The sequence below is a fragment of the Pseudomonas sp. NBRC 111119 genome (assembly GCF_001320125.1).
GTDB classification, from domain to species: domain Bacteria; phylum Pseudomonadota; class Gammaproteobacteria; order Pseudomonadales; family Pseudomonadaceae; genus Aquipseudomonas; species Aquipseudomonas parafulva.
Map to the genome: position 1 here is coordinate 73,539 of NZ_BCAV01000026.1, position 26,542 is coordinate 100,080.

The following is a 26,542-nucleotide window of genomic DNA, read 5'->3' on the forward strand; positions in this document are numbered from 1 at the left end:
GGCCATCTATAGGGAGATAGGTTTAGTCATGAACGTCGCGATCAATGCCGGCAAGCCGGCCCCCCAGCAATCGGTGTCATTGAGCCCCTTCGCCTTGGATATCTGGGTGGAAGCGCAACGTGGGCTGCCAAACCATCAATTTACCGTGGCACTGAGCCTCCGGCTGCCGCGAACGGTGAACATGGAAACGCTATGCCACTCGGCCAGCATTGTGGTGCGGGACACACCTGTATGCACCCGCCGGCATATTGAGCGCGACGGGCTCGCTCAGGCGTTGCTTGAAGCAGAGCCGTGCGTGGTTGAGCAGTTCGAGTTTATCGACCAAGCCGGTGCGCACGCTTTCTTCGACGAGTGGGCGCGCAAGACCTGGGACCTGTTCGGCGAACCGCTGGTAAACGTTGCTGTAGGCCAGTCGGCGGATCACACCTGGCTCATGCTGCGTGCCCACCACATGGTGGCTGACAGCTGGGCGCTGGACGTACTGGCCCGCAAGATTCTGGATGCGTGCGATGGCGGTCATCAGCGGCAGCATCAGGCCGCAAAGCATGCCAGTAGCACCTCATCGCTCGCGCCCGCCGAGTATGACCGGGCCATCGAACATCTGGCTGGCCGCCACGAGGATACGGCGCCGATGCTGTTCGCCAAGACCGGCCCCAAATGCTCCATTGCACCAGCCTATCGCCGTGCATTCCGCCTGGCCGCAGCTGATGTTCAACAGGCGCTGGAAGGCGGCATTACACCCTTCATGAGCGTGTCGGCGGCACTGGCCGTGCTTCTGTCGTGCCAGTACGGCAGCGAGCGCTTCTTCATTGGCGTGCCGTTTCTCAACCGCGACAGCGACAGCATCACTGACATCGACCAGCGTGCCAACACCCTGGCGCTCGCGGTAGAAGTCACCGAACAGAAAACCTTCCGCGAAATCGCCAACGCGATCAAGCACGAGGCGGCTTGCTTGCAAAGCCGCCAGTCGCTGCCCTATGGCCGGCTGGTGTCGGCGATGGCTCGCGTGGGCCAGCCACGGCAATTGTTTGACGCCACGATTTCTTACCTGCGCTACCCAGGTTACAGCATCGACGGACTGGAGGCGGATGACCTGCGCGGTGTCGCCCATGTGCACGAGCAGGATGCCGTGGCAATCCACCTCCACACCTATGGCGATTACGCCGAGGTTCGCGGCGAGATATGCCTGAACAGCAGTGCATTCGCCAATGAACGTTGTGCCACCGAATTTCTCGATACGTTCATGCAACTGGTCGAATGCTTCCAGGACCATCTCGACCAGCCTGTGTCGGCCATGAACTTGTTGACGCACGATCAGGCCGAGACCCTGGCGCGCTTCGAGGAGGGGCCACGCGTTGCGTACCAGGAGCATGCGACCTTGATGTCATTGTTCGAGGCCACCGCTGCTCGTGTTCCCGAGCAGAAGGCCGTGGTTTCGCATGATGGCCAGATACTTACCTATGGCCAGCTGGATACCTGGGCCTCGGCGGTGGCCGTAGCACTGGAAAACAGCGGTGTGGGCCGTGGAGACATCGTTGCAGTGTCGCTGACGCGCTCGCCGCGCATGCTCGCGGCAATCTTCGGCGTACTCAAAACCGGCGCTGCCTACCTGCCCATCGACAGCGAATACCCGTTGGATCGTATTCAATACATGCTTGATGACAGCCAGGCGAAGCGGGTTATTGCCGATCTGCCGCAAGTGATCAGCCATGAAGACCCGCGATGGTTCGACATCGATTCGGTGCCTGCTGAGCGCCCATGCTCCGGTTCCGGCGCCAGCAAGGCACGGCCTCGTGATCCGGCTTACGTCATCTATACGTCGGGCTCAACGGGCCGCCCCAAAGGCGTAGTGATCGAGCATCACAGCGTGGTCAATCGCCTCGAATGGATGCAGCAAGTCTACCCTTTGGACAGCAGCGACGTGATCCTGCAGAAGACGCCGGTTTCGTTCGATGTTTCGGTCTGGGAACTGTTTTGGTGGAGCATGATTGGCGCCAGCGTGGCACTGCTGGCGCCCGGCGCACAGCGGGACCCCAGGGCTCTGATCCAGGCCATTCGCAAGCAGGACGTGACCATAGCCCACTTCGTCCCATCGATGCTCGAACCGTATATTCAGGTATTGCTGGACGACCGCCGCCTCGCGGATTCGGTTGGCAGCCTGCGCTGCCTTTTCACCAGCGGCGAGGCGCTCAGCCCCGCAGTGGTCAATCGCTTCCGCTCGCTGTTGAGCAAGGACACCCCGGCGCCGCGGCTGATCAACCTGTACGGGCCCACAGAAGCTACGGTCGATGTTACCTATTACGAGCTCGACCTGCGTGCCGCGAATGATATCGACACGGTGCCCATCGGCTACCCCATCAACAACACCTCGATCCGTATCGTCTCGCAGCACGGCGTGCGCCAGCCAATCGGTATTCCAGGCGAGTTGCAGATCGGCGGCGTGCAACTGGCGCGCGGCTATCTCAACCGCGCGGAGCTGACTGCCGACCGCTTCATCACCGATACGCATGACAACCGCCGCTGGTACCGTTCCGGAGACCTGGCCTGCTGGGCCGAGGACGGCTCGATACTGTATCTGGGACGCATGGACGGGCAGGTGAAGATTCGTGGCAACCGAATCGAACTGGGCGAAATCAAGAACGCAATGCTGGCCCAGCCGCAGATGCTCAATGCCGAAGTGCTGGTGGAGGACGATGCGGTGCGTGGCAAGCACCTCGTCGCCGTCTACGTGAGCCGTCAGCCCCTGGCCGAACGCACCCTACGCAGGCAATTGGCCGCCACGCTCCCCGCCTTCATGGTCCCGGCACGCTTCGTTGCCTTGGAACAGATGCCACTTACGCCTAACGGCAAATTCGACCGTGCTCGGGCCCTACAGGTAGCCGTTGGCGAGAAAGATACCGTGCCGACACCATTGCACGGTGAGCACCAGGCACTGGTTGCCGATATCTGGCGCAGGATTCTCGGCCAGCAGGACATCGCGTGCGATGACGATTTCTACTCACTTGGCGGTGACTCAATCCTCATGCTCAAGGTGCGTTCTGAACTAGAACGCCGTGGCTACGAGATCGACCTATCCACGCTGGCTGAACACACCATGCTCGAGGCCCTTGCACGGTTGCTGGAGGAGCATGGCCATGATGCCTTGCATGCGCGCCAGGCGCTGGCGCCGTTCGCCTTGGTAAACGAGGTGGAACGCAAGCGCTTGGGCGAAAGCTGCGTTGATGCCTACCCGATTTCACAATTGCAACTGGGGCTGTTGTTCCACAGCCGCGAGACGCATAAGGCCAGGACCTACAAGGACGTGTTCCGCTACAGTCTCGACTGTGTTTGGGATGAAGCCGCCATGCGTCTGTCTTTGGCGGGTGTGATTGAACGTCACCCTGCATTACGCACGCGCTTCAACCTCAACGATCTTGGCCGCCCGTTGCAACTGATCAGCAAGTCGCTTCCCGTGGATGAGGTGATGGCAGTGACCCGCTGTGGGCCAGGCCGGCATGAACTCGAAGTGGCACGGCACATGCAGGCATGGGCCTGTCACGATTATCGATTTGCTGAAGGGCCACTGTTCAACATCACGGTATTCACGGATGCGCCGGCAGGCGGTATCGACCTGGTGTTGAGCTTTCACCACGCTATCCTTGATGGTGGCAGCGTGGCCAACCTGATGCGCGAGCTGCTGCTGGGCTATGGCAAGGGGGGGCAACCTGACTTGCAATACCCGCCGCAAGCGTTACCCAACCCGTCGCTGTTCGTCGAGGACGAGCGCACTGCCATGAGCGACGATGAGCACCGACGGTACTGGCGCGATTACCTCGACGGCGCCAACAATACCTTGCCGGTTGGCCTCGCCGGCCACCTCGAAGCCCCGGCACCTGGTGTGTTCTCCTATCGTTTCGAGATCGACGGGCAGCTGGATGCCGCCCTGACACGGGCGGCACGCACGGCGCATTTGCCGATCAAGCTGTACTACCTGGCCGCCCACTGTGTTGCGATCGGCGCCATGAGCGGCCAGCGTGAGGTGACCACCGGCGTGGTGACACATGCCCGGCCGGAAATCGAGCATTCGGAACACATGCTGGGCCTGTTCCTCAACACCCTGCCCCTGCGTGCCGAACTCAAAGGGAGCTGGCAGACGTTTGTGGAGCACGTGCACCTGCTCGAAAAGCGCAGCCATAAACATCGTCGCCTGCCCCTAAGCGTCATTCAGGACGACAACCCTTCGGTGGCGCTTGGGACCGCCTTCAACTATATCCACTTCCATGTCCTGCACGACGTACTGGACAAGGCGGGTATCCGTATCAGCGAGTTCGACCCGCTGGAAGAAACCAGCTTCGCCATCCTGGTCAACGTAATGCGGGACTATTCCGGCGAGGAGGTAAGCGTACGCATCGACATGGACGCCTCCCGCTATGCCCGCGAACAAGCGCAAGTGTATGGGGCTTTGTTCAACCAGGCGCTGATGGGCCTGGCCTATACTCCGCAGGCCCCCGTGGGTGTGGGGCGAACGATTTCCCAGGCCGGCCACTGCCTCGCCGCAAGCCACGAAGAGCCATTCGTGGCAGTGCCGCAACGCATCGCGGTGGCGGCACTGCAGACACCGCAAGCCATTGCATTGGCGAGCGCCGGGGAACAGTGGGACTACGCCACGCTATGGCGCTCGGTGGAGAAGCTTGCCGCACGGCTGATTCATCAAGGCGTGGCCCAGCGGGATGTGATCGGCGTTGCCTTGCCCCGATCGTTTGAGCAGATCGCCACAGTCGTCGCGATCAGCGCCGTGGGTGCGGTGTGCCTGCCTATCGACCTGGCTTATCCCGCTCACCGTATCGAGCTGATCCTGCGCACGGCCGCCCCCAAACTGCTGGTGAGCCTGGTCGACATCACCGGGCTGCCCGACTTGGTGCCCCGCCTGGAGCTTGACGCAGCCGTTACTGCTGAGCCGGCGCCCTGGACTCAGGCCTCATCGATAGAGGCCCTGGATCCGGCCTACATCCTGTTCACCTCCGGCTCCACGGGCAACCCCAAGGGGGTAACCATGCTCCATCGCGGGCTGGGTAATCTGGTGGACTGGCAGAACCGGGCAGGTAGCGGCGCTGTGGCCTCGACGCTGCAGTATGCGCCGCTTAGCTTCGATGTGTCGTTTCAGGAGATCTTCGCGACGCTCAGCGCTGGCGCCACGTTGCACGTGATCGGCGAGGCCGAGCGCCGGGACCCGACGGCCCTGCTGCGCTACCTTGACGAACAGGCCGTGGAGCGGGTCTTCCTGCCCTACGTGGCGCTACAACAACTGGCCGAGACTGCGGCCGCCCTCGACCTGTACCCGAGTCACTTGAGGGTGGTCGGGTCATCCGGTGAGCAGCTGCGCGTCACCCCGGAGATTCGCGCGCTGATGAAGCAGCTGCCTGCTGGCGTGCTGGAGAACCAGTACGGCCCGACCGAAACCCACGTGGTCACTCACTACCCCATGAGCGGCGACCCTGAGCACTTCCCTGCGCTGCCACCGATCGGGCGGCCGATCGACGGTGCTGGCCTGCTGATCCTAGATGCCGCGGGTGATGTGCAGCCCGATGGCGTACCAGGGGAAATCTGCGTTTACGGCCAGGCACTGGCTGCAGGCTACTATCGCGCGCCGGAAATGAGCGCCGAGAAGTTTGTCGCGCACCCCCACGTCCCGGGCCGTATTTATTACCGTACCGGCGACATAGGTATCCGCTCGTTGAGGGGTGATGTCATAAGCCTGGGCCGCACTGACAGCCAGGTGAAAGTGCGTGGCTATCGGGTGGAGCCCTCGGAGATCGAGCTGAAGATTCTGGGGTTCTTCCAAGCCCTCGGAGAGCCCGTTGAGGTGGCGGTGATTGCCCGTCCACGCGACCAACTCGACGCCTACCTGGTCGCCTACCTGGTGGGCCAGGCGGCGCAATGCCCCGATCACCTGGACGCACTGCGCGGCGAACTCGCCGAACAATTGCCCGCGTATATGGTGCCGACCCATATCGTGGCGATCGAACGCATGCCTACCACCCCTAGCGGCAAACGAGACGACGCCGCCCTTCGCGCTCTGCAATTGCAGGTGGGCACTGGCCAGCACTACCGTGACGCGCAGGGGGAGTACGAAACCCGGCTGTGTCAGCTGGCGGCCGAGCTGCTAAAGATCCCGCGCATCGCACCAGAGCAGAGCATATTCGACTGCGGAGCCACCTCACTGACGGCCATGCGCCTGGTGGTGCTGGTGGAGAAGCTGTACGGCATAAACGTGCCGCTGTCAGCATTCGTCAGCGCCCCGACCCTGGAGAAACTGGCACTGCTGATCCAGCGACAGGGCGGCGAATTCAAGTTTGACCCTCTTGTGCCCCTGCGCCGCACCGGCAATCGCAGACCATTGTTCCTGGTGCACCCCATGGGGGGCAATATTCTGTCCTATTTGCGGATGCTGCCTCACTTGCCAGAGGACCAACCGCTGTACGCCCTGCAGGCATCCGGAGTGGACCTGGGGTCGCAGCCGATCGCCAGCGTCGAGGCGCAGGCAGCCTTCTACATCGCATCAATGCGCAGCGTCCAGCCACAGGGGCCATACCTGATAGGGGGCTGGTCATATGGCGGGTTCGTCGCGTTCGAGATTGCCAGGCAACTGATCGCTGCTGGTGAGCAGGTAGATAAAGTGCTGGTGCTCGACACCATGGCACTGAGCGACCAAGCCAAAGGCAAAGCCAGTGACGACGGCCTGCTCAGTTGGTTCTTCTGGGAGCTGCTGTGGACCTCGCGCGGCTCGGATCTGCCCGTGCAACTGGTGCCAGCTCATATCGAAAGCCTGCAGGAGCGCTTCGAGTTCATCACTGACCACGCGATCTCGATCGGCGCAATTCCCGAGGGCAGCACCAAGGCGGTGATGCAGCGGTTGTTCGAGGTCTATCGCACTAACTGGGATGCGGCGACAGAGTACAACTACCAGTCCAAGCGCCCGGCTCTGGACATTACCCTCGTGCGTGCACGTGAGCCACTGCCAAGAATTTTGAGGGAGATGCACGACACCATTCGCAGCGAGTACAACGACCCGCTCAACGGCTGGCCCGGCAAAACCTCGGGCAAGGTGCGCCTGATCGAGGTTGAGGGGGACCACCTGACCATTATGGAGGAGCCCTATGTCGGACCTCTGGTCGGGGCAATCATGGATGAAATTCAACGAGGGAACGAGCAATGAGCGGTAAACCTGTCGCACTGATCATCGGCACAGGTATCGGCGGGCTGTCTGCCGGTATCGCCCTGAAGAAGGCGGGCTGGGCAGTCAGGCTGTTCGAAAAATCGCAAACGCTGCGTGCAGCGGGGTCGGGCCTGTCGGTGATGTCAAACGCCAGCGCGGCCATGAAGAAGTTGCTGGATATCGACCTGCGCCTGGAGTGTTACGGCGCACCGATCCTGGACTTCGAGATTCGACACAGCTCCGGACTGCTGCTCAAGCGCCTGCCATTCCAGGAGATTGCCGAAGCGCAGGGTGCGCCGAGCGTATGTATCTCACGCCAGCGATTACAACAGGCATTGCTGGACAAGCTGGGCGAAACGCCGATCCATCTGGGCAAGCGTTTCGTAGACTTCACTCAGCAACATGATGAGGTACAGGTGCGCTTCGAAGACGGCAGTATCGAGCGCGGCGATATCCTGGTGGGCGCCGATGGTTACCACTCCCCTGTGCGCCAGGCAATGGGGGTGCATAGCGTGGTTCAAGAGGCTGGATATATCTGCTGGCTGGCGCTGGTGAAGTACAGCCATCCACAGATTACTCCCGGCTATGTCGTGCATTACTGGGGCAAGGGCAAGCGAGTAGGCATCATCGACATCGGGGGCGGTTGGGTCTACTGGTGGGGGACGGCCAATATGCCCAACCATCAGGCGCAGTGCTGGCAGGGATCGAGTGCGGATGTTGCCAAGGTCTACCGGGGCTGGCCGCCGATCGTTGCAGACATCATGCACAGCACACCGAGTGAATCAATCATCACCGTCGATGCTAAAGACCGCTCGTTTCCGAACACTTGGTCGCAAGGGCGCGCAACGCTGATTGGCGACGCCGCCCATCCCATGCTGACCAGCCTGGGCCAGGGCGCCGGTCTGTCGATCGAGGATGCTGCGGTGCTGGGGCATGTGCTGAGCGGGGGGGCCGACCCCGTGTCCGCCCTTGCGCGCTACCAGGAACTCCGCCAGCCCCGGGCTCGGGCCATTGTTGAAGCCTCGCGTGCGTTGAGCGAAGTGGAGCAATACGACCGCTTCGTCCCACGCCTGAAACGCGACATAGGGATGCTGCTGGCACCGGCCAAGAGCATGCGCGAACGCCTACAAACCTCGCTGCTATTCGACGACCGCGCCGTAATGGGCCACTAATCCTGCCATCACCAGACAAGGAACTGTCATGAGCAAGAAAACCGTACTCGTTACAGGCGCCTCCAGCGGCCTGGGTCGTGCCGCAGCCGTGATGTTGGCGGACAACGGCTTTCATGTATTCGCAGCAGCACGCAACATAGCGGGCGTATTCGTCAACGTCGAGGGTATCGAGCCAATCAGCCTAGATGTCAGCTGCAGTGCTTCGGTCGCTGCTGCGTTCGAGCGTATCCGCCAGGCCTGCGCCGAACAGCCATTGTGGGGTTTGGTGAACAACGCCGGCATCTGCGTGCCTAGTCCCCTGGAATTACTGAGCGCCGATGAACTGCGCCGTCAGCTGGACACCAACGTGATAGGCCAGTTGCTGGTCACCCAGGCAGCCTTGCCGTACTTGCGCCGAAGTGGCGGCCGAATCGTCAATGTAACTTCCGGCCTGGGCAGTATCGCGGTGCCTTATCTGGGCGCCTACTCCATTGCCCAGTTCGCCAAGATGGCCTTCAGCGATGCTCTGCGTCGTGAGCTGGCACACTCCGGGGTCAGTGTCAGCGTCGTCCAGCCGGGTGCTATCAATACGCCGATCTGGGGTAAGTTCAGCAGTACGGGGCAGCAGGTGCTGGCCCAAGCCAACGGTGAGCCTCGGCAGATCTATGAACCCTCGTTCAGCGCTTTCCTCAAGCAAAGCGAAGCGTTGGCGAGCCAGGCCGGTACCAGCGAAACGGACTTCGCCCGTACCATTCTCGGCGTGCTCGACAGCCCCAGCCCACAATCACACTACTGTGTCGGCGCTGATGCCGCCGAGTTCGTCAAGATGGCGCGAACCTTGGGCACTGACGACCTGGACGCGCTGTTTATGGCCCAGATGCCGACAGCGCAAGCCTTCGCTGAGGTCGCACAAACGAGTGACGCGTCATGAATTCGCGCAAGCTCAAGGCATGGCAGGCGCAGCATGCTGCGATGCTACATCAGGCCTTGGAAGCAACGCGCACACGCAAGCCTTATCAGCCCTATTCCGATGAGATGGTCGATTACGACAATGCACAGGTTGAACAAGGTGCCTATCGTTTCAAGCGTCTGCTGGGCGCACCATTGCACATCGAACCCCAGCCTCAGTGCCGGAGCCAGGAGCACTGGGCTGGCAGCGAGCGCTCGCCCTATGGCTTCGACCTGGGCATTAGCTACCGGGTTGAAGACTTTCAGGTGCTCGCGTGCAAGGCGGACAAGGCTATGCGCAAGTGGCGTCAGCTGGAGGTCGAACAGCGCAGCGCCCTGCTTTGCGAGGTGGTGAACAGGCTGCATGCCGACACTTTTCTGTTCGCTCATGTCGGCATGCATACCAGTGGGCATGGCCTGTTCATGGGTTTCCACGCCAATGCCGTACATGCCCAGGCTCGGGCACTGGAGTCAGTTGCCGGTGTGCTGGCAGTGTCTCGCGAGCTGACCTGTCAGTTCGAGGCGCCAATGGCGGTGGGGCAAGGGCAGCAACAAGCGCTATCACGCGAATTCGCGACGATGCCTACAGGTCTGTCGCTGATCTTTGCGGGTCAGGTGGTACCTACGTGGGGCGCCTATCCCGGGTTGTTCGCGTCCCTCGCGGCAGGCTGCGCGGCAATTGTCGTGCCCCATGGCAATGCCGTCCTGCCAATCGCCCTGACCATCAAAACGATCAAGGCCGTCTGCGCGCAGGTGGGCGTTCCACAGGATATCGTCAACCTGTTCTACAGCGATGAGCTAAGCGCCTATCGCCAGGCAGCGCTGCACCCCGACGTGCGCCTGATCGACTATATGGGCGGCACTGAGTTCGGCTGTTGGTTACGACAGCATGCGTGGCAGGCGAGGGTCATGACACAACAGAGCGCACAAACGGCTGTGTTCCTCCACTCGACGGGCGACTACGACGGTATGCTCGAAAACCTGGCCTTTGGCCTGTGCTCTTATTCAGCACAGTTGTGCACGTCACCGCAGACCTTATATGTGCTGCCCGAGGGCATCCTCCTGGAAGACGGTGTGGTAACGGTCGAACAGTTCGAGCGTGATCTGGTCGCACGGATCGAGCAGGTGCTCGGGCGCTACTCCAGCCTTCGCGACCTGTTGGGGGCCATGCTGGTACCAACAAGCCTAAGCGAAATCCGAGCCTGTGAAGCGGCGCGCTTCGCCAGGGTTTTGCGGCATGCCGAGGAGGTGCGCGACCCGGACTATCCCCAGGCCCGCATCGTCACCCCCTCGTTGATCGCTGTTCGGCAGGGATTTTCCAGTAGCATCAAGCACTACGCTCAGGAAATACGCGGGCCAGTGTCGTTCGTAATTCAGAAGCCCGACCTGCGCTGCTTGCTCGCCGAATTGCGCGAAGTTGGCCAACACCACGGCACGCTCGGCCTGGGCCTCTATACCCTCGACTCTCGAGTAGAACATGCACTGCGCAATATATCGCAGGAGATGGGCGCACTCCTGTCGATCAACTTCAGCAAGAACTTCTACATCAGTCAATGCGCAGTGTTTTCCGACATCCACGGAGGCAGTACAGGAGCGGCAGCGAACACCACCTATGGTTCGCCTGCGTTCTACCATGCCCGCTTGCGTGTCACCGAGCAGAGGAAGCTACTTTGAGCGGCGGAGCTGTGCCCAAACCGAGGCCCATGTGGCCGTTTCAGCAGGAAGCGCCCCAAGGCCTGACGATGTTCGCCTTGCCCCTCGACGGCTACGAGCCACCGTGTGACGAGGAGCTGATGGGCACTCGCTGGCTGGGCCGGGCGCTGCCGCTCCGACGCCGCGAATTTGCCGGCGGCCGGGTGTGCGCTGCGGCCGCACTCACAGCGCTTGGCCTCCTCGATGACTGGCTGCCGATCGCGCGGCCGTACCGTTATGCCCTGTTTCCACCGGGTGCAGTGGGGTCCATCGCGCATAATCGGCGCCTGGCGCTGGCGTGCGCCGCCGATGCAGGCTGTTTCATGGGCGTGGGCGTCGACATTGAGGAGGCCGTCTGGCACCTCGAATTACTGGCAATGGCCGCGCACGTGATGCGTCCCGACGAACATCAACGTTTCAAAAACATGAAAGGCTTCGAAGCGCTGCAGTTTTTCTACCTCTGTTTCAGTGCCAAGGAGTCTCTGTACAAGGCGTTGTTTCCACTGTGCCATGTAGAGCTGGAAATGAGTGAGGCTGAGGTGGTGAGCTACGACGCCAATGGCCGTTTCGTATTGGCCCTGCGCTCAGAGCGGTTGGCCGGCTACTTTAGCAATGGCCACCACTTCCACGGTTTTTGGGCAATGCAGGCAGGCAGCTTGTTTACCCTGATCCCGCTCGAACATAGGACCTCGACCTCCTCAACTAGTCTATCGCCAGTCGCTGAAGGCACATAACGGTTGTCGGTGCAGGTGGCAGATGATAGGTTCTTTATTCATACATACTGAATGTATGATAATTATATCCGGCCATGAAGGGCTGCAGGGAAGTTTCAACCATCTATGGCGCCACGTGCACCTCGCGGTACTGGGCGTCTGATTTTCATTCAAGGGATTTGCAACCATGAGCTCATCTGCAAACGCTGCCAATGCTACAACCGTGCGCCACCCTTGGCTGGCGGTGATAGCCGCAGGGCTTGCCACATTCTCCGTGGTGACGACCGAGATGCTGCCAGTAGGCCTGCTCACGACTATCGCCGAAGCGCTGGGCACCTCTACCGGTAACGCAGGCCTAATGATCACCTTGCCAGCACTGCTGGCAGCCTTCTTCGCGCCTCTGGTAGTGATTGGCGCGGGCAATCTGGACCGGCGTTGGATTCTGTGTGGGCTATTGGGCCTTCTGGTACTCGCTAACCTTGCCTGTGCGATGGCCACGAGCATGGCCTGGATGCTGGCCGCACGGGTATTGGTTGGTTTCTGCATGGGTGGGATCTGGGCCATAGCGGGTGGACTGGCTGCGCGACTTGTCCCAGGGAACTCGATCGGCCTGGCCACCTCGATTATCTTCGGGGGCGTGGCTGCAGCTTCCGTGCTCGGGGTACCGCTGGGGGCGCTGATCGGGGAGTTTGCCGGCTGGCGCTGGGCGTTTGGCGCCATGGCCATACTCAGTGGTGTGGTTCTACTGATTCATCTGGCAGTGATTCCATCCCTGCCCGTACACAGTTCGGTTACTGCTCGCCAGTTCACCACACAGTTCGCCAACCGGGGCGTACAAGCCGGGTTGCTGTTGACGTTGTTGCTGGTGGCCGGACACTTCATGGCATTCACCTTCGTTCGCCCGCTGTTGCTGTCTGTGTCAGGTTTCGATCCGCAATGGATCGGTGCGCTGCTGTTCGCCTACGGGATCGCCGGCATCATTGGTAACTTCCTGGCCGGGATAATTGCCGCGCGCCGTACCACCCTGACCTTGACCAGTATCGCCATTGGGCTGTTGCTTACACCGGTACTGTTCCTGACCATCGGAGATACCCAAACTGGCGGTGCCGTGGTTTTGATTGCCTGGGGGCTGGCCTATGGCGGTGTATCCGTTGGGCTGATGACCTGGATGATGAAAGCGGCTCCCACTGCGGTGGAAGTAGCCACCGCACTTTATGTAGGTGTGTTCAATGTCGGTATCTCGCTGGGCTCCTGGGCCGGAGGACAGGCTGTGGATGTTCTCGGCTTGGCTACCACCCTGTGGCTGGCCGCCGGCCTTGCCGCGCTAGGGCTGCTGCTGGCGTTGAGCATGGGTGTATCCAGCCACAAGCAGCATAGCCAGCCCGCGCAGGCCGACGCCGCGAAATGAAAACCAGGCCCGGGTGGCCTCATACCCGGGCGCTCGCTCCCCCCAACGTTCCAGGCCGTGTGTCTAAGGCGCAGGCCTGGTTGCACCTGCTTGTAAACAGAGGTTTGAGCGTCACGCATGCGCGCTGCCATGGCGGGCCGTAGGGCGACCGCAGTGCAACCTTGTCGATTTCTGAAAGCCTAGGGAGATGGCCGTAATGAGTGGTACACGGATATTGGCGCGCGTGGCCGGGGCTTGCTTGGCCTTGATCGGCCTAGTGATGCTGGCTGGCGGAACCTGGCTGGTACTGCTCGATGGTAGCGGCTTCTACCTTGTTGCGGGGCTGTTGCTTACGGCAGTTGCCACTGGCCTTTGGCGCCAACGCAGCTACGCGTTCGGCATTGCCGTGGGGCTACTGGTCCTGAGCATGGCGTGGGCATGGGGTGAAGTTGGGCTGGATTATTGGCAATGGGTACCGCGCGTATCCCTGTTTCTGGTCGTGACGTGCATAGCTGCCACCCTTTATCCGGGGCTGAAGAACGGCAAGGGTATCTACGGTTCGCGCGGTGTACGCAGGCTGGCGCTGCCGGCATTGCTGACTGCAATCGTGGGCGGCACGCTCGCTAGCTTTTATCCTCACTCTGGCGCCGCGCCGCTTCCCCGCCTGCAGGGCGCATTCGCGCTGGCGCACAGTGATACCGGTGAGCGCGGCACTCCCGACTGGCCACAGTATGGCCAGGATGTGCGTGGCAGCCGCTATTCCGCCTTGAGCGAGATCGACACTTCAAATGTTGCCGACCTGGAAGTCGCCTGGCAGTACCGCACGGGTGATGTCCCTAGTGGCGAGGCTGCGTTTCAGGGAACGCCAATCAAGCTGGGGGACATGCTGTACGTCTGCACCCCGTATAGCAAAGTGATAGCGATCGATGCCGAAACGGGCGACCATAAGTGGGCATTTGACCCGAAGGTGAAGTCCAAAGAGTGGCAACGGTGCCGCGGCCTTGCATCCTGGAGCGAACCTGATGGCTCGGGGGGGCAGGCCCCCGGGCTTTGCCACACACGTATTGTACTCACCACCCTTGATGCCCGGCTGATCACTCTAGATGCGCACAGTGGTGCCGTGTGCCCCGGTTTCGGCCAGAAGGGTGAAGTAAATCTGCTCCACGGCTTGAGCGATCGGGCCAAGGATTCCTACTACCCGACCTCGGCGCCGTTAGTGGCCGGGGATGTGATCGTCACCGGCGCACGCATGCAGGACTGGGCGGCGAGTGGCGAACCCTCGGGCGTGGTGCGTGGCTGGGACGTTCGCACTGGCGAACTGGTCTGGGCCTGGGACCCCGCCACACCGAAACGTGGGCAGCCACTGCCGCCAGGTGAGATCTACCCGGACCAGACACCGAACTTCTGGGGAACTGCCTCCTACGACCCAGAACTTGGATTCGTCTATGTCCCCACCGGCAACCAGACACCGGACTTCTGGGGGGCCAATCGCCTGCCGGCTTCTGAAACGTACAACGCTTCGGTTGTGGCCATCGACGTGAGGACCGGTATCGACCGCTGGCACTTCAGGACCGTTAATCATGACCTGCATGACTACGACGTCGCCGCGCAGCCCATCCTCCACGATCTTCCTACGGGCAATGGCGACACGACACCCGTCGTGATCGTACTGACCAAGACTGGTCAAGTGTTTGTCCTCGACCGACGGGACGGCCGTCCCGTCTTCCCGATCGAGACACGCAGTGTCAGCACCGAAGGCGCTCCCCTGGGCCAGCACCCCGCACCTGCGCAGCCATACTCCAGCGTGTCGCTCGGTTATGCGCCTTTGAGCGAAAAAAGCATGTGGGGCATGACGGCTCTCGACCAGCTGTATTGCCGCATCCAGTTCAAGCGCATGCACTACGTCGGCGATTTTACGCCGCTCAGCACCCGCCCGACCCTCATGTACCCCGGCTACTACGGCGGAATCAACTGGGGCGGCGGCGCGATCGACAGAGCTTCAGGCCTGCTTGTGGTCAATGACATCCGCATCGCTCACTGGGCGCAGTTCATCAAGCACGAACAAGCAGTCGCTGCCGGCTACAACCCAACAGGCGCTTCGGGCAACTATGCCGAGCAACGTGGCGCGCCGTTCGGCGTGATCCACGGCATGTTCACCTCACCACTCGGCGTCCCGTGCATCGCCCCCCCCTACGGCACCCTCACTGCCATTGATCTCGAGTCGGGGCAGATAGCCTGGCAAATCCCTATGGGAAGCACCCAGGATACCCTGCTACCCGGCGGCGTCCCCGGCCTGCCAATGCCGATTGGCATGCCGACAATGGGCGGGCCACTGGTGACCAAAGGTGGGCTGGTTTTCTTTTCGGGCTCTATGGACTACTACCTGCGGGCGCTGGACAGCCACACCGGCCAATTGCTGTGGAAGAGCCGCTTGCCAGTGGGGAGCCAGGCTACCCCCATTAGCTACCAGGGAAGCAAAACCGGGCGTCAGTACGTTGTTGTCACCGCAGGCGGCGCGCAAGGGCCTGGAAAAGCCCGTGGAGACTATGTAATCGCCTACCGACTGCCTTGATCGACTTCTGGGGCCGGTTATCAGCCCCTGTTCACCAACAGCCATTGGCTCCAACCGAGAAAACTTCCCATGCCTCATGAAATCTTCGAACTTGGTGACATCCAGTTGCAGTCCGGGCGTTGCCTACGTCAGGCCAGGCTAGCTTATCAGACCTACGGCAAACTCAACGCCGCGAAGGACAACGTCATCATCTACCCAACTTCGTTCGCCGCCACTCACGACGATACCGCCTGGCTGATTGGCGAGGGTCGGGCGCTCGACCCCACCAAGTACTTCATCATTGTGCCCGATGCGTTTGGCAATGGGCTGTCGAGCTCACCCAGCAACACGCCGGCGCCGCAGAATGGCAACCGATTCCCGCGCATTACCGTGCATGACAACGTGAACCAGCAATATCGCCTGCTGACCGAGAAGTTCGGCATCAGCCAGGTCCGGCTGGCTATCGGCTGGTCGTTGGGTGGCTCTCAGGCGTTCGAATGGGCGGCGGCCTACCCAGAGCAGGTCGAACGGTTGTTCACCTTTCAAAGCGCGGCGCGGACTTCACGGCATTTCCATGTATTTTTCGACAGCGTGCGCGCGGCGATCGAGCTCGACCCTGAATTCAAAGAAGGGTTCTACGCGCAGCCCCCGCACCGGGGGCTACGTGTGGCAGCACGTATCTACGCAGGCTGGGGCTTCTCCCAGGCGTTTTACCGCGAACGTCTGGACCAGCGGGTGCTGGGATATGCGTCGATCGAAGACTTCCTGATCGACTTCTGGGAGGGCTGGTTCCTCAAGCGCGATGCCAATAACCTGCTCGCCCAGCTATGGACCGGCCAGCACGCCGACATCAGCGCCAATGCCCGTTACCAAGGCGACATGGGCAAAGCGCTAGCATCGATCAAGGCCCAGACCATCATCATGCCCTCGTCCAGCGACCTGTATTTCCCGGTGCAAGACGCCGAACTGGAAACCGCCAGCATCCCCGGGGCCGAAATGCACGTGCTTGAGTCCGATTGGGGACACGTGGCCGGTGAAGGCTTGAACGAGAAAGATACCCAGGCCATCGAATGGGCTATCGGCGAGCTACTTGGGCGCTGATGCGCCTATTCACAGCCTGGGCTTGTCTGCGCAAGCCAGTCACCTGAAAATGCACGGATCGCAGCGGTGGCGCCAACTGGTCACCGTCATCGCTTCTGAACAAGGAAATACCTGATGGCCCGCCGTACCCGCGCCGAAATGGAAGAAACCCGCGCCACGCTCCTGGCGGTAGCGCGCAAGATATTCAGTGAGCGCGGATACGCACAGACATCCATGGACGACCTGACTGCCCAAGTGGAACTCTCGCGGGGTGCGTTGTACCACCATTTTGGCAACAAACAAGGGCTGTTGGCGGCGGTGGTCGAACAGTTGGATGCTGAAATGGATGCGCGCCTGCGGGCGATCACCGATACCGCAGACGATGCCTGGGAGGGATTCTGCAAGCGCTGCCGCGCCTACCTCGAGATGGCGACAGAACCCCCTATCCAGCGAATTGTCCTGCGTGACGCTCGCGCGGTCTTTGGAGGAGCGTCACCGGATGCGCAACGCTATTGCGTGGACTCAATGCAGCTGCTGATCGCCAACTTGATTCGCCTAAAGATCGTCGCGCCCGTTAATCCACAGGCACTGGCCTCGCTGATCTATGGCAGCCTCGCCGAGGCCGCCTTCTGGATCGCAGAGGCCGACGACGGTAAGGCGCGGCTCAGGGAAAGCGTGGCAGCGTTGAACCTGCTGCTCGCCGGGGTGCTGTTGAAGCCAGGTGACTGACCCTCAGCCTCTGCTGCCCGTTACCCACCAGCGCAGTGATTGCCCATGCCGATTGGCAGCGCTAAGGTACGCGCTAACTATTGAGTTATTTAAACGAAAAAGCCCGCCATAAGCGGCGGGCAATTCATTAAACACATCAGACTGAAGCGAACCTTCGCTTCATCCGGCGGCAGGACAAGAATAGCTCAACAAAGCCACGCTTTTCTACTCATCACCAGCCGGTTCGAATATGGTGGGTCGTGTAGGATTCGAACCTACGACCAATTGGTTAAAAGCCAACTGCTCTACCAACTGAGCTAACGACCCGTTGGATGGCGCGTATAATACTGATTTCTAACGGGAAATCAACACTTCAGCGCAATTTTTTCAAAAATACCGGGTAGGGTCGGCCTGCCCAGCAGCCCTGAAGCCTTCGGCACGCAGGCGGCAGCTGTCGCACTTGCCGCATGCGCGGCCATCATCGTCTGCCTGGTAGCAGGAAACCGTCAGGCTGTAGTCCACACCGCGAGCCATACCCGCCTGTACGATCTGCGCCTTGCTCATATTCTGCAACGGTGCCTGAATGCGGAAACCCTGCCCTTCTACACCGGCTTTGGTGGCCAGGTTGGCCATACGCTCGAAAGCTTCGACAAACTCGGGGCGGCAGTCGGGGTAGCCGGAGTAGTCCACCGCATTGACGCCAATGAAGATGTCGCGAGCCTGCAGTACTTCAGCCCAGCCCAACGCCAGTGACAGGAACACGGTGTTGCGCGCCGGCACGTAGGTGACCGGGATGCCTTCACCCGGGGCTTCTGGCACATCGATGCTGGTGTCGGTCAAGGCCGAACCGCCGATGCCGTCCAGGTTCAGGCCAATCACCTTGTGCTCCACCACACCCAGGTCACGTGCCACACGCGCTGCAGCATTCAGCTCAGCGCGGTGGCGCTGGCCGTAATCGAAGCTCATGGTGTAGCAGCTGTAGCCTTCGGCTTTGGCCATGGCTACGACCGTGGCCGAGTCGAGGCCACCGGACAACAGGATTACTGCGCGTTTGTCTGTCATGTCTGTCACTCTTTCAATCAACGTCCGGGCTCGTCGTTCCACAACAGCTTGTGCAGCTGCAACTGGAAGCGTACGGGCAGGTTATCGGCGACGATCCAATCCGCCAGGTCGCTGGCACTGACCTGGTGGTGGCTGGGCGAAAACAGCACTTCGCCCGCCCGCTCGGCCAGGTTGTACTGGATCAGTTTGGACACCGCCCAGTCGTAGTCCTCACGGGAACAGATGACGAACTTGACCTGATCGTTACGGGTCAGTTGCTCGATGTTCTCGTAGCGGTTGCGGTGCGACTCCTCCGACCCCGGGGTCTTGAGGTCGACCACGCGGCTGACGCGCAGGTCGGTACCGGCGATATCGAAGGCGCCGCTGGTTTCCAGCGACACCTCATACCCGGCATCGCACAAACGCTGCAACAACGGCAAGGCATTGGGCTGAGCCAGCGGCTCGCCGCCGGTAACGCAAACATAGCGCGGTTTGAAGCCCGCCACCTGCTCAAGGATCGAATCGAGGCTGCGCACAGTGCCGCCACTGAAGGCATAGGCACTGTCGCAGTATTGACAGCGCAGGGGGCAACCGGTGAGCCGCACGAATACCGTGGGTAGCCCAGCCGTTCGCGTTTCACCCTGCAACGAGTAAAAGACTTCGGTGATGCGTAATGTGTCTTGCATGATCGCCACGGGCGTGACAGCTAAACAGGCTGCCCGCCTCCGTCAGGCACTGTCGCGGACTCGACATGGCGTTATCCGCAGCAGCGTGTTTACGAAAAAAGGGCGCTGATTCTAACGAAAAAACCCGCGACAGGCGCGGGTTTCTTTCGAACGGTTACCACCAAGCGGCACAGCCTAAAGCTTTTGCAGGTCTCGCTGAGCCAGTTGAGCGGCGGAGGTGCCGGGGTACTGGGTAACGACCTGCTGCAAAATACCTTTGACCTTGTCGGTGTGCCCCAGGCGACGCTCAACATCGGCAAGCTTATAGAGCGAGTCAGGCACCTTGCTGTGCTTGGGGTACTTCTGGCTGACCTGGGCGAAGGCCTGGCTTGCACCTTGCAGGTCACCTTTGGCCAGGTTCACCTCGCCCAGCCAATACTGGGCATTGCCCGCATACTGGCTGTTGGGGTACTTGCGCAGGAAGGCATTGAACGCCTGGCTGGCCTTGTCGAAGTCTTTCTGTTTGATCAGGTCGAAGGCGGCATCGTAGTAGAGCTTTTCCTTCGCCGGGTCACCGGGCTCGCTGTTGGCGGCCGGTTGTTGGGCTGCAGCACCTGCTGCTGCCCCGGTGGCGGCGCCAGAGGCACCACTACCAGCAGAATTGTCAGGGGTCGCGGCAGGCGCGGCGCCACTGTTGATGCGACGGTCCAGGTCCTGGTAACGCTCCAGGTTTTCCTGCTTCATGCGCGACACATCGTTTTGCAGCTCTTCGATGATGCCTTGCTGGCGGGAAAGCTGATCCTGCATCTGTTGCAGCTGCATGAACAGCTGGCCCTGTGCAGAGGCAGGGGCCGAAGCCCCTGACCCGGCATAGGCGCCGCTCGTGCCATAACCCGCAGGCGGATAGCTGCCTGAGTTGTCATCTACTACAGGGACTGCAGCCCACGCCGAAAGGGGCAGGCTGAGTGCGAGGACGGTTACTGCACGGCGGCACATACGCATAAGAACTTACTTACGCAGTTCTACGCGACGGTTTTGAGCCCAGGACTGCTCGTCGTTGCCAGTGGCAACTGGACGCTCTTCACCGTAGGAAACCACTTCCAGCTGTGCAGGGGAAACGCCCTGCAGAACCAGGTAGCGCTGAACGGCCTTGGCACGACGCTCGCCCAGAGCCATGTTGTACTCACGGGTACCGCGCTCGTCGGTGTTACCTTCCAGAACGACACGGTTGCCGTTGGCTTTCAGGTCCTTGGCGTGAACGTCCAGAGCGCGCATGGCTTCTGGCTTCAGGTCCGAGCTGTCGTATTCGAAGTAGAAGGTGGTGATTGCGCGCAGAGCGGCTTCTTCGCTCAGGGAACCGTCCACTGCGCCGGTGTTTGCACCGTAGCCAGCGTTCGGGTCAACGGCGCCGGCGCCTTCACCAGCATTGTCACCGCCCTTCGAGGAGCAACCTACAGCCACGGCCATGGCCAGAGCCAGCGCAGCGAATTTACCAAACTTCAGCATTTCCATCGTGAAACTCCTAATGAAACCCCAGTGTGTTAAGCAAAACGTATTACGCCGCAATCAGTTCAGGTAAGGGGACCAGGACGGTTCTCTGACTTCGCCTTGAGCGGTAGGAAGTGGGAGCCTCACGCGGCCATTAAGCGACACGAGCATCAAGACTCCCCGGCCCTGCTGGCGGGTGGCGTAGATTAGCATGGTGCCGTTGGGCGCAACAGTGGGAGACTCATCAAGACTGGTCTCCGAGAGAATCTTTACACTTCCGCGTTGCAAGTCCTGGGCCGCAACTTTGAAGTTGGTGAAGCCCTGCTGACGGTGAATCATGACCAAGGTCTTTTCGTCAGCCGACAGTTTCGGGTTGGCATTGTAGTTACCCACGAAGGTAACGCGTTCTGCACTGCCACCGCTGACCGACTGTTTGTAGATCTGTGGCTTGCCGCCGCGGTCCGAGGTGAAGTACAGGGTGTTGCCATCCTTGCCCCAGAACGGTTCGGTATTGATACCCGGGCCAGCGGTTACGCGGCTGATCTGACGCGACGCCACGTTCATCACATAGATGTCCGGGTTACCGTCCTTGGACAGCACGAATGCCAGACGCGAGCCGTCAGGCGACCAGGCAGGTGCGCCGTTGAGGCCCTCGAAGTTGGTGATCTGCTCGCGACGGCCCGTGTCGATGTGCTGGATGAAGATGCGCGGGCGACGCTGCTCGAACGACACGTAGGCGATGCGCTTGCCATCCGGCGCGAAGCGCGGCGACAGGATCGGCTCACGCGACTGCAGCAGGGTGACCGCACGTGCACCGTCGTAGTCCGAACGCTGCAAGGTGTAGCGGGTGTTGTTGGTGGAGAAGCGCTCGGCAGTGACGTACAGCATGCGGGTAGAGAAAGCACCCTTGATGCCGGTGAGCTTCTCGAACGACTGGTCGGCAATGTAGTGCGACATGTCGCGCAACTGGTCGGCCGTGCCGGCCACGCTGCCGGTCAGTACCTGCTGCTCGGTAGCCACGTTGAACAGGGCGTACTGCACCTGCAGGCGGCCACCGGACGGCACGATGCTGCCGACCATCACGTACTGGGCACCCAGCGCTTTCCAGTCACGGAAGATGACTTCGCTGGCCTGGGACGGCTGGCTGATCATGTTCTGACGCGGAATGGGCGAGTAGTAGCCCGAGTTGCGCAGGTCGTTACCGATGATGTCTGCCATGTCTTCAGGCAGCACGCTCCCGCCCTGGACGGCAAAGGGTACCACCGCGATGGGTGTGGCCCGGTCGCTACCACTGGTGACCAGGATGTTCTTTTCCTCTGCTACGGCCATGCCTGCCACGCAGCACAGCATGACCAGCAGTCCTCTCAGACGTTTAATCACAACGCTAGATCCTCAGGTGTAAATGTCATCTTGAACGAGCGATACCGGTTGAAATCGCTCGGCTTCATACCCTGCATTTCAGTCAGACGACCGATGTTCTTCATGGCGGCCACTGCCGAACTGTCAAACGGGCCGTCGCCACTGGAGCGCAGCACGCTCACATTGGTGATGGTGCCATCCGGCAGCATGCTGACCTGCAGGACTACCGTCATGCCTTTGCGTGCCGAAGGGGGCCGCGCCCAACCTTCTGCTGCACGCATGCGGATCAGGTCGTCGAAATCGCCGGCCACCTGGTCACCCTGCTCGTCCGCCAGTGCCTGCTGACGCTCAGTGGTGTCGGACAGCAGCTCGGCCAGTGCCTGCGCCTTCTTGTCCTCAGCCGCCTTGCGCGCTGCTTCCTGGGCCTTTTTCTTCTGGGCATCTGCCGCGGCCTTTTTCTTGGCCTCTTCAGCTGCCTTTTTCTTCGCGTCCTCGGCTGCCGCCTTTTTCTTGGCGTCCTCGGCCGCTTTTTTCTTCGCCTCTTCGGCTGCCTTTTTCTTGGCATCCTCTGCGGCTTGTTTCTTCGCCTCTTCAGCCGCCTGCTTCTTAGCCTCGTCCTCGGCTTTTTTCTTCGCTTCGTCCTCGGCTTTTTTCTTCGCTTCGTCTTCGGCTTTTTTCTTGGCAATGTCGGCTTGCTGTTTTTCCGCCGCTTTTTTGGCCTCTTCGGCCTTCTTCGCTTCGGCCGCTTTCTTGGCTTCGGCCGTTTTTGCAGCTTCCTCGGCTTTTTTGGCCTCGGCCGCCTGGCGGGCTTCCTCGGCCTTTTGAGCAGCGTCGGCTTTCTTTTGTTCCGCCGCTTTCACAGCTTCCTGCTCGACCTTCTTCTGCTCCAGCTGCTCGACCTCGGTCTGGCGCGAAGCGGTTTTTTTCGCTTCCCCGGCAATCTTCTGGTTGGTCTGGGTGGTCGCCTGGCTCTTGGACTTGAGCTGATACAGCGTAGCCTGAACGATCGGCTTGGACGGCGGCAGCTCAGGGGTCATGGCGAAGCTGACGAACAGCAAGGCAAACACCAGCACATGCAGGCCGATGGCCCAGACACTGGGCCAGAAGTAGCTTTCCGAGGCGGATGGCTCTCGCTGTTGCATCAGGGCGCCTCGGTAATCAGGCCAACGTTACCGACACCGGCTTTCTGCAGCCCGCCCATGGCACCCATGACCGCGCCATAGTCCACGGCCTTGTCGCCGCGGATGAAGACCTGGGTCTGTTTGCCCTGGTCGCGGCCGGCGGCAATGATCTTGGTCACAGCGTCGGTCATGGCCGGCAAGGTCATGGCCTTGTCCATCTGCTTGTCGGTGTCGACTTCACTGCCGAGGTTCCAGTAGTAGGTCTTGTCGGCCTTGATGGAAATGGTAAGGATCTGGACGTTGTTGTCCTGCGGCAAGGCTTCGCTGGAAACCTTGGGCAGGTCTACCTTGACGCCCTGGTTGAGCATGGGCGCCGTCACCATGAAGATGACCAGCAGTACCAGCATCACGTCGATGTAGGGCACCACGTTCATCTCGGCGACGGGCTTGCGTTTGTGGCGAACTCGGGCCATGGGCTTCTACCTGATTACTCTTCGCTGGTGTGCACTTTACGGTGCAGGATCGCCTGGAACTCGTCGGCGAAGGTGTAGTAGCGGCCGATCAGCGTTTCACTGCGCGCCGCGAAGCGGTTGTAGGCAATAACCGCCGGGATTGCCGCGAACAGGCCGATAGCCGTAGCGATCAGTGCCTCGGCGATGCCGGGGGCAACGGTGGCCAGGGTGGCCTGTTGGGCGCTGGCCAGGCCGCGGAAGGAGTTCATGATCCCCCATACGGTACCGAACAGGCCGATGTACGGGCTGGTGGAACCCACGGTCGCCAGGAACGGCAGGCTTTGCTCGAGCTTTTCTTCCTCGCGGGAAATAGCAACGCGCATGGCACGGCCTACGCCTTCCATGACCGCGTCCGGGTCAACACCCGGTTGCTGGCGCAGGCGCGAGAATTCCTTGAAACCGGCACGGAAGACCTGCTCCACACCCGAATCCGGGTCTGGGTTGCTGCCGGCCTGGCGGTACAGCTTGGACAGGTCGATACCCGACCAGAAGCGCTCTTCGAAGGCATCCAGCGCACGACGACCGGCGCGCAGCATGGTGCTGCGCTGAAAAATCATGATCCACGAGGTGACCGAGGCGGCCACCAGGGTCAGCATCACCAACTGCACCACTACGCTGGCATTGCTGACCAGACTCCACATGGAGGTATGGTCGACGACGTTAGCTTCCACGCTTATTCTCCTGCATTCGATTGATTACCCGAGCAGTCGGCCACAAAGGCGTCGCGCAGCTCCGGGGGGATGGCTCGGGGTTTGAAAGTGTCGGCGCGCACAGCGGCCACCAGGAACTGCCCTTCGCAGAGCAGCGTTTCATCCTTTTCCCGCCAGACCTGCTGCACGAAGCGCAGGCTGGCGCGATTGAGTTCAAGTACTTGCGCGGTAACCCGCAGTTCGTCGTCCAGCCGCGCCGGCGCGTGGTAACGCGCTTCGCTGGAGTGGACGACAAACAGCAGGTTGCCCTGCGCCAGCTGCGACTGGGAAAAACCCAGGTGCCGCAAGCGTTCGGTGCGCGCGCGCTCCATGAATTTCAGGTAATTGACGTAATACACCACGCCGCCAGCATCGGTATCTTCGTAATAGACGCGACAACGGTGTGCAAAGGGTTCCAGGCCATTTAGCGCGCGCATACTCTAGTGCTTACTCCTCGCCTTGCCAATCCGCTGTAGCAACTGTTTTTTCATCGTTCATGTCGTATTGCCAGCGCCCATGCAGCCTGCCAGCGGTAGGACCACGAAAAGCCGTTTTCGATCTGTCATTCATCGCCCGTTTGGGAAAAAACGGCGCCCTCCCCCAACTGCCCCGGCACGTCGAGGCCGAAATGCAGGTAGGCATGACGGGTGACCACACGCCCGCGCGGTGTGCGCATGATGTAGCCCTGCTGGATCAGGTAGGGTTCGAGCACGTCCTCGATGGTGTGGCGTTCTTCGCTGATGGCGGCCGCCAGGTTGTCGACCCCCACCGGGCCCCCGTCGAACTTCTCAATCATGGTCAACAACAGGCGACGGTCGGAATGATCGAAGCCACGCTCGTCCACATCCAGCAGGTTCAGCGCCATGTCGGCCACCGCCTTGGTGATCTGGCCCTTGCCCCGCACTTCGGCATAGTCGCGCACCCGGCGCAGCAGGCGGTTGGCAATACGCGGGGTGCCGCGCGCGCGGCGGGCGATTTCATAGGCGCCGAGGTCTTCGATGACCAGGCCCAGAATGCTTGCCGAGCGGCTGACGATGGTCGCCAGGTCCTTGTCGCTGTAGAACTCCAGGCGCTGGACGATACCGAAGCGGTCGCGCAACGGGTTGGTGAGCATGCCCGCACGGGTGGTGGCGCCGACCAGGGTGAACGGTGGCAGGTCGAGCTTGATGGACCGGGCGGCAGGCCCCTCCCCGATCATGATATCGAGCTGAAAGTCTTCCATGGCCGGGTACAGCACTTCTTCGACGACGGGTGACAGCCGGTGGATTTCGTCGATGAACAGAACGTCATGGGGCTCCAGGTTGGTAAGCATCGCGGCCAAGTCCCCAGGCCGCTCGAGGATAGGCCCCGAAGTGCTCTTGACCGACACACCCATCTCATGGGCGATGATGTTGGCCAAGGTAGTCTTGCCCAGCCCCGGGGGACCAAAGATCAGCGTGTGGTCAAGCGATTCGCTGCGCCCCCGTGCGGCTTGGATGAACAGTGCCATTTGCTCGCGCACTACCGGCTGGCCGATGTACTCCTCCAGGCGTAATGGCCGGATCGCGCGGTCTTGCACGTCTTCGCGGTCGCGGCCACTGGCGGCGATCAGGCGGTCGGCTTCGATCACTTGGTAATCATCCCCTTGAGGCTGCGACGGATCAGCTCTTCACTGCTCAGGCTGGCCTTGTCCTTGATGGCCCCAATGGCCTTGCTCGCCTCTTGCGGCTTGTAGCCCAGCGAAACGAGGGCGCTGACGGCGTCGGCTTCAGCGGTTGATTCACTGGCCACCGGCAACGGCCCGTCGGATACCAAAGTGAACATGGCCGGGGACGTTTCCCAGGCCTTGAAGCGGTCTTTGAGCTCGACCAGCAGGCGCTCGGCGGTTTTCTTGCCAACGCCCGGTACACGCACCAGTGCCGAGGTGTCCTGAGCCTGTACGCAGCGCACCAGCTCGTCGACTTCCAGGCCCGACATCAGCGCCAGCGCCAGCTTGGGCCCTACGCCATTGAGGCGGATCAGTTCACGGAACAACTCGCGCTCGCGCTTTTCGGCAAACCCGTACAGCAGGTGGGCGTCCTCGCGCACCACCAGGTGGGTGTGCACGGTCACTGGCTCGCCAACCTTGGGCAGGCGATACAGGGTGGTCATGGGCACTTCGAGCTCGTAGCCCACGCCATTGACGTCGATAATCAGGTGCGGGGGCTGCTTTTCCGCCAGAGTGCCGCGCAATCTTCCAATCACGTTCCGATCCTTATTCTCG

At 61.1% G+C, this 26,542-nt stretch carries 20 protein-coding genes and 1 tRNA gene; 9 read left to right on the plus strand and 12 right to left on the minus strand.

The window, feature by feature from the left end:
* The first annotated feature begins 28 nt into the window (after positions 1–28).
* The 9 genes from APH25_RS11905 to APH25_RS11945 all read left to right on the plus strand — a co-directional run bounded on the left by APH25_RS11905 (position 29) and on the right by APH25_RS11945 (position 17,446).
* Positions 29–7,195 carry a non-ribosomal peptide synthetase gene (locus APH25_RS11905; RefSeq protein ID WP_060482084.1) on the plus strand — a complete coding sequence of 2,389 codons (7,167 nt, stop codon included), beginning with the start codon at positions 29–31 and terminating at the stop codon, positions 7,193–7,195.
* Positions 7,192–8,367 (plus strand): FAD-dependent monooxygenase, encoded by a 1,176-nt coding sequence (locus tag APH25_RS11910; RefSeq protein WP_028634615.1) that lies wholly within the window; start codon positions 7,192–7,194, stop codon positions 8,365–8,367. The genes APH25_RS11905 and APH25_RS11910 overlap by 4 nt, the downstream gene beginning before the upstream one ends.
* Positions 8,368–8,395: 28 nt before the next feature.
* The gene (locus APH25_RS11915) at positions 8,396–9,277 is read left to right on the plus strand and encodes an SDR family oxidoreductase (RefSeq protein WP_028634614.1); all 882 of its coding nucleotides are present in this window, start codon (positions 8,396–8,398) and stop codon (positions 9,275–9,277) included.
* The gene (locus APH25_RS11920; protein WP_060482085.1) at positions 9,274–10,968 is read left to right on the plus strand and encodes an aldehyde dehydrogenase family protein; all 1,695 of its coding nucleotides are present in this window, start codon (positions 9,274–9,276) and stop codon (positions 10,966–10,968) included. Before APH25_RS11915 ends, APH25_RS11920 begins: the two co-directional genes overlap by 4 nt.
* A gap of 68 nt (positions 10,969–11,036) precedes the next feature.
* A complete protein-coding gene (locus tag APH25_RS11925; protein ID WP_177331174.1) occupies positions 11,037–11,720 on the plus strand; it encodes a 4'-phosphopantetheinyl transferase in 684 nt (227 codons plus the stop codon).
* A 166-nt stretch (positions 11,721–11,886) separates the two neighbouring features.
* Complete coding sequence (locus APH25_RS11930) at positions 11,887–13,107, plus strand: MFS transporter (RefSeq protein ID WP_060482087.1); 1,221 nt, start codon at positions 11,887–11,889, stop codon at positions 13,105–13,107.
* Between the two features lie 196 nt (positions 13,108–13,303).
* Positions 13,304–15,658 (plus strand): membrane-bound PQQ-dependent dehydrogenase, glucose/quinate/shikimate family, encoded by a 2,355-nt coding sequence (locus APH25_RS11935; RefSeq protein ID WP_060482088.1) that lies wholly within the window; start codon positions 13,304–13,306, stop codon positions 15,656–15,658.
* Positions 15,659–15,727: 69 nt separating this feature from the next.
* Positions 15,728–16,738, plus strand: coding sequence for an alpha/beta fold hydrolase (locus APH25_RS11940; RefSeq protein WP_060482089.1), 1,011 nt, complete (start codon positions 15,728–15,730; stop codon positions 16,736–16,738).
* Between the two features lie 114 nt (positions 16,739–16,852).
* A complete protein-coding gene (locus tag APH25_RS11945; RefSeq protein ID WP_060482090.1) occupies positions 16,853–17,446 on the plus strand; it encodes a TetR/AcrR family transcriptional regulator in 594 nt (197 codons plus the stop codon).
* Positions 17,447–17,676: 230 nt separating this feature from the next.
* Here the strand turns inward: APH25_RS11945 and APH25_RS11950 are convergent.
* The 12 genes from APH25_RS11950 to ruvA form a co-directional block, all read right to left on the minus strand.
* Positions 17,677–17,752, minus strand: a tRNA-Lys gene (locus tag APH25_RS11950).
* A 60-nt stretch (positions 17,753–17,812) separates the two neighbouring features.
* Entirely contained in the window at positions 17,813–18,487 is a 675-nt protein-coding gene (gene queC / locus APH25_RS11955; protein WP_028634608.1) for a 7-cyano-7-deazaguanine synthase QueC, read from the minus strand.
* 17 nt (positions 18,488–18,504) lie between these two features.
* Positions 18,505–19,152: a 7-carboxy-7-deazaguanine synthase QueE gene (gene queE, locus APH25_RS11960; protein ID WP_060482104.1), complete on the minus strand. Its 648-nt coding sequence runs from the start codon at positions 19,150–19,152 to the stop codon at positions 18,505–18,507.
* 174 nt (positions 19,153–19,326) lie between these two features.
* Positions 19,327–20,133: a tol-pal system protein YbgF gene (ybgF, locus tag APH25_RS11965; RefSeq protein ID WP_028634606.1), complete on the minus strand. Its 807-nt coding sequence runs from the start codon at positions 20,131–20,133 to the stop codon at positions 19,327–19,329.
* Between the two features lie 6 nt (positions 20,134–20,139).
* Positions 20,140–20,643 carry a peptidoglycan-associated lipoprotein Pal gene (pal, locus tag APH25_RS11970; protein WP_023536326.1) on the minus strand — a complete coding sequence of 168 codons (504 nt, stop codon included), beginning with the start codon at positions 20,641–20,643 and terminating at the stop codon, positions 20,140–20,142.
* 54 nt (positions 20,644–20,697) lie between these two features.
* Positions 20,698–21,969 carry a Tol-Pal system beta propeller repeat protein TolB gene (gene tolB / locus APH25_RS11975; RefSeq protein WP_033728126.1) on the minus strand — a complete coding sequence of 424 codons (1,272 nt, stop codon included), beginning with the start codon at positions 21,967–21,969 and terminating at the stop codon, positions 20,698–20,700.
* A 26-nt stretch (positions 21,970–21,995) separates the two neighbouring features.
* On the minus strand, positions 21,996–23,120 hold the full coding sequence (tolA, locus tag APH25_RS11980) for a cell envelope integrity protein TolA (RefSeq protein WP_060482091.1): 1,125 nt from the start codon (positions 23,118–23,120) through the stop codon (positions 21,996–21,998).
* Positions 23,120–23,572: a protein TolR gene (gene tolR / locus APH25_RS11985; RefSeq protein ID WP_003254760.1), complete on the minus strand. Its 453-nt coding sequence runs from the start codon at positions 23,570–23,572 to the stop codon at positions 23,120–23,122. Before tolR ends, tolA begins: the two co-directional genes overlap by 1 nt.
* A 14-nt stretch (positions 23,573–23,586) precedes the next feature.
* Positions 23,587–24,282: a protein TolQ gene (tolQ, locus tag APH25_RS11990; RefSeq protein ID WP_023536305.1), complete on the minus strand. Its 696-nt coding sequence runs from the start codon at positions 24,280–24,282 to the stop codon at positions 23,587–23,589.
* A 2-nt stretch (positions 24,283–24,284) separates the two neighbouring features.
* The gene (gene ybgC / locus APH25_RS11995) at positions 24,285–24,737 is read right to left on the minus strand and encodes a tol-pal system-associated acyl-CoA thioesterase (RefSeq protein ID WP_028634603.1); all 453 of its coding nucleotides are present in this window, start codon (positions 24,735–24,737) and stop codon (positions 24,285–24,287) included.
* A gap of 125 nt (positions 24,738–24,862) precedes the next feature.
* On the minus strand, positions 24,863–25,909 hold the full coding sequence (gene ruvB / locus APH25_RS12000; protein ID WP_060482092.1) for a Holliday junction branch migration DNA helicase RuvB: 1,047 nt from the start codon (positions 25,907–25,909) through the stop codon (positions 24,863–24,865).
* Entirely contained in the window at positions 25,906–26,523 is a 618-nt protein-coding gene (ruvA, locus tag APH25_RS12005; protein ID WP_028634601.1) for a Holliday junction branch migration protein RuvA, read from the minus strand. The genes ruvB and ruvA overlap by 4 nt, the downstream gene beginning before the upstream one ends.
* Positions 26,524–26,542: the final 19 nt, after the last annotated feature.

Bases quoted from the DNA above. Each gene is read 5' to 3' on its own strand.
- ybgC (WP_028634603.1), bottom strand. From the start codon at position 24,737: ATGCGCGCGCTAAATGGCCTGGAACCCTTTGCACACCGTTGTCGCGTC.
- APH25_RS11945 (WP_060482090.1), top strand. From the start codon at position 16,853: ATGGCCCGCCGTACCCGCGCCGAAATGGAAGAAACCCGCGCCACGCTC.
- APH25_RS11910 (WP_028634615.1), top strand. From the start codon at position 7,192: ATGAGCGGTAAACCTGTCGCACTGATCATCGGCACAGGTATCGGCGGG.
- tolR (WP_003254760.1), bottom strand. From the start codon at position 23,572: ATGGCCCGAGTTCGCCACAAACGCAAGCCCGTCGCCGAGATGAACGTG.
- APH25_RS11935 (WP_060482088.1), top strand. From the start codon at position 13,304: ATGAGTGGTACACGGATATTGGCGCGCGTGGCCGGGGCTTGCTTGGCC.
- queC (WP_028634608.1), bottom strand. From the start codon at position 18,487: ATGACAGACAAACGCGCAGTAATCCTGTTGTCCGGTGGCCTCGACTCG.
- pal (WP_023536326.1), bottom strand. From the start codon at position 20,643: ATGGAAATGCTGAAGTTTGGTAAATTCGCTGCGCTGGCTCTGGCCATG.
- APH25_RS11915 (WP_028634614.1), top strand. From the start codon at position 8,396: ATGAGCAAGAAAACCGTACTCGTTACAGGCGCCTCCAGCGGCCTGGGT.
- queE (WP_060482104.1), bottom strand. From the start codon at position 19,152: ATGCAAGACACATTACGCATCACCGAAGTCTTTTACTCGTTGCAGGGT.
- tolB (WP_033728126.1), bottom strand. From the start codon at position 21,969: ATGCTGTGCTGCGTGGCAGGCATGGCCGTAGCAGAGGAAAAGAACATC.
- ybgF (WP_028634606.1), bottom strand. From the start codon at position 20,133: ATGCGTATGTGCCGCCGTGCAGTAACCGTCCTCGCACTCAGCCTGCCC.
- APH25_RS11925 (WP_177331174.1), top strand. From the start codon at position 11,037: ATGTTCGCCTTGCCCCTCGACGGCTACGAGCCACCGTGTGACGAGGAG.
- tolA (WP_060482091.1), bottom strand. From the start codon at position 23,120: ATGCAACAGCGAGAGCCATCCGCCTCGGAAAGCTACTTCTGGCCCAGT.
- APH25_RS11930 (WP_060482087.1), top strand. From the start codon at position 11,887: ATGAGCTCATCTGCAAACGCTGCCAATGCTACAACCGTGCGCCACCCT.
- APH25_RS11905 (WP_060482084.1), top strand. From the start codon at position 29: ATGAACGTCGCGATCAATGCCGGCAAGCCGGCCCCCCAGCAATCGGTG.
- APH25_RS11940 (WP_060482089.1), top strand. From the start codon at position 15,728: ATGCCTCATGAAATCTTCGAACTTGGTGACATCCAGTTGCAGTCCGGG.
- APH25_RS11920 (WP_060482085.1), top strand. From the start codon at position 9,274: ATGAATTCGCGCAAGCTCAAGGCATGGCAGGCGCAGCATGCTGCGATG.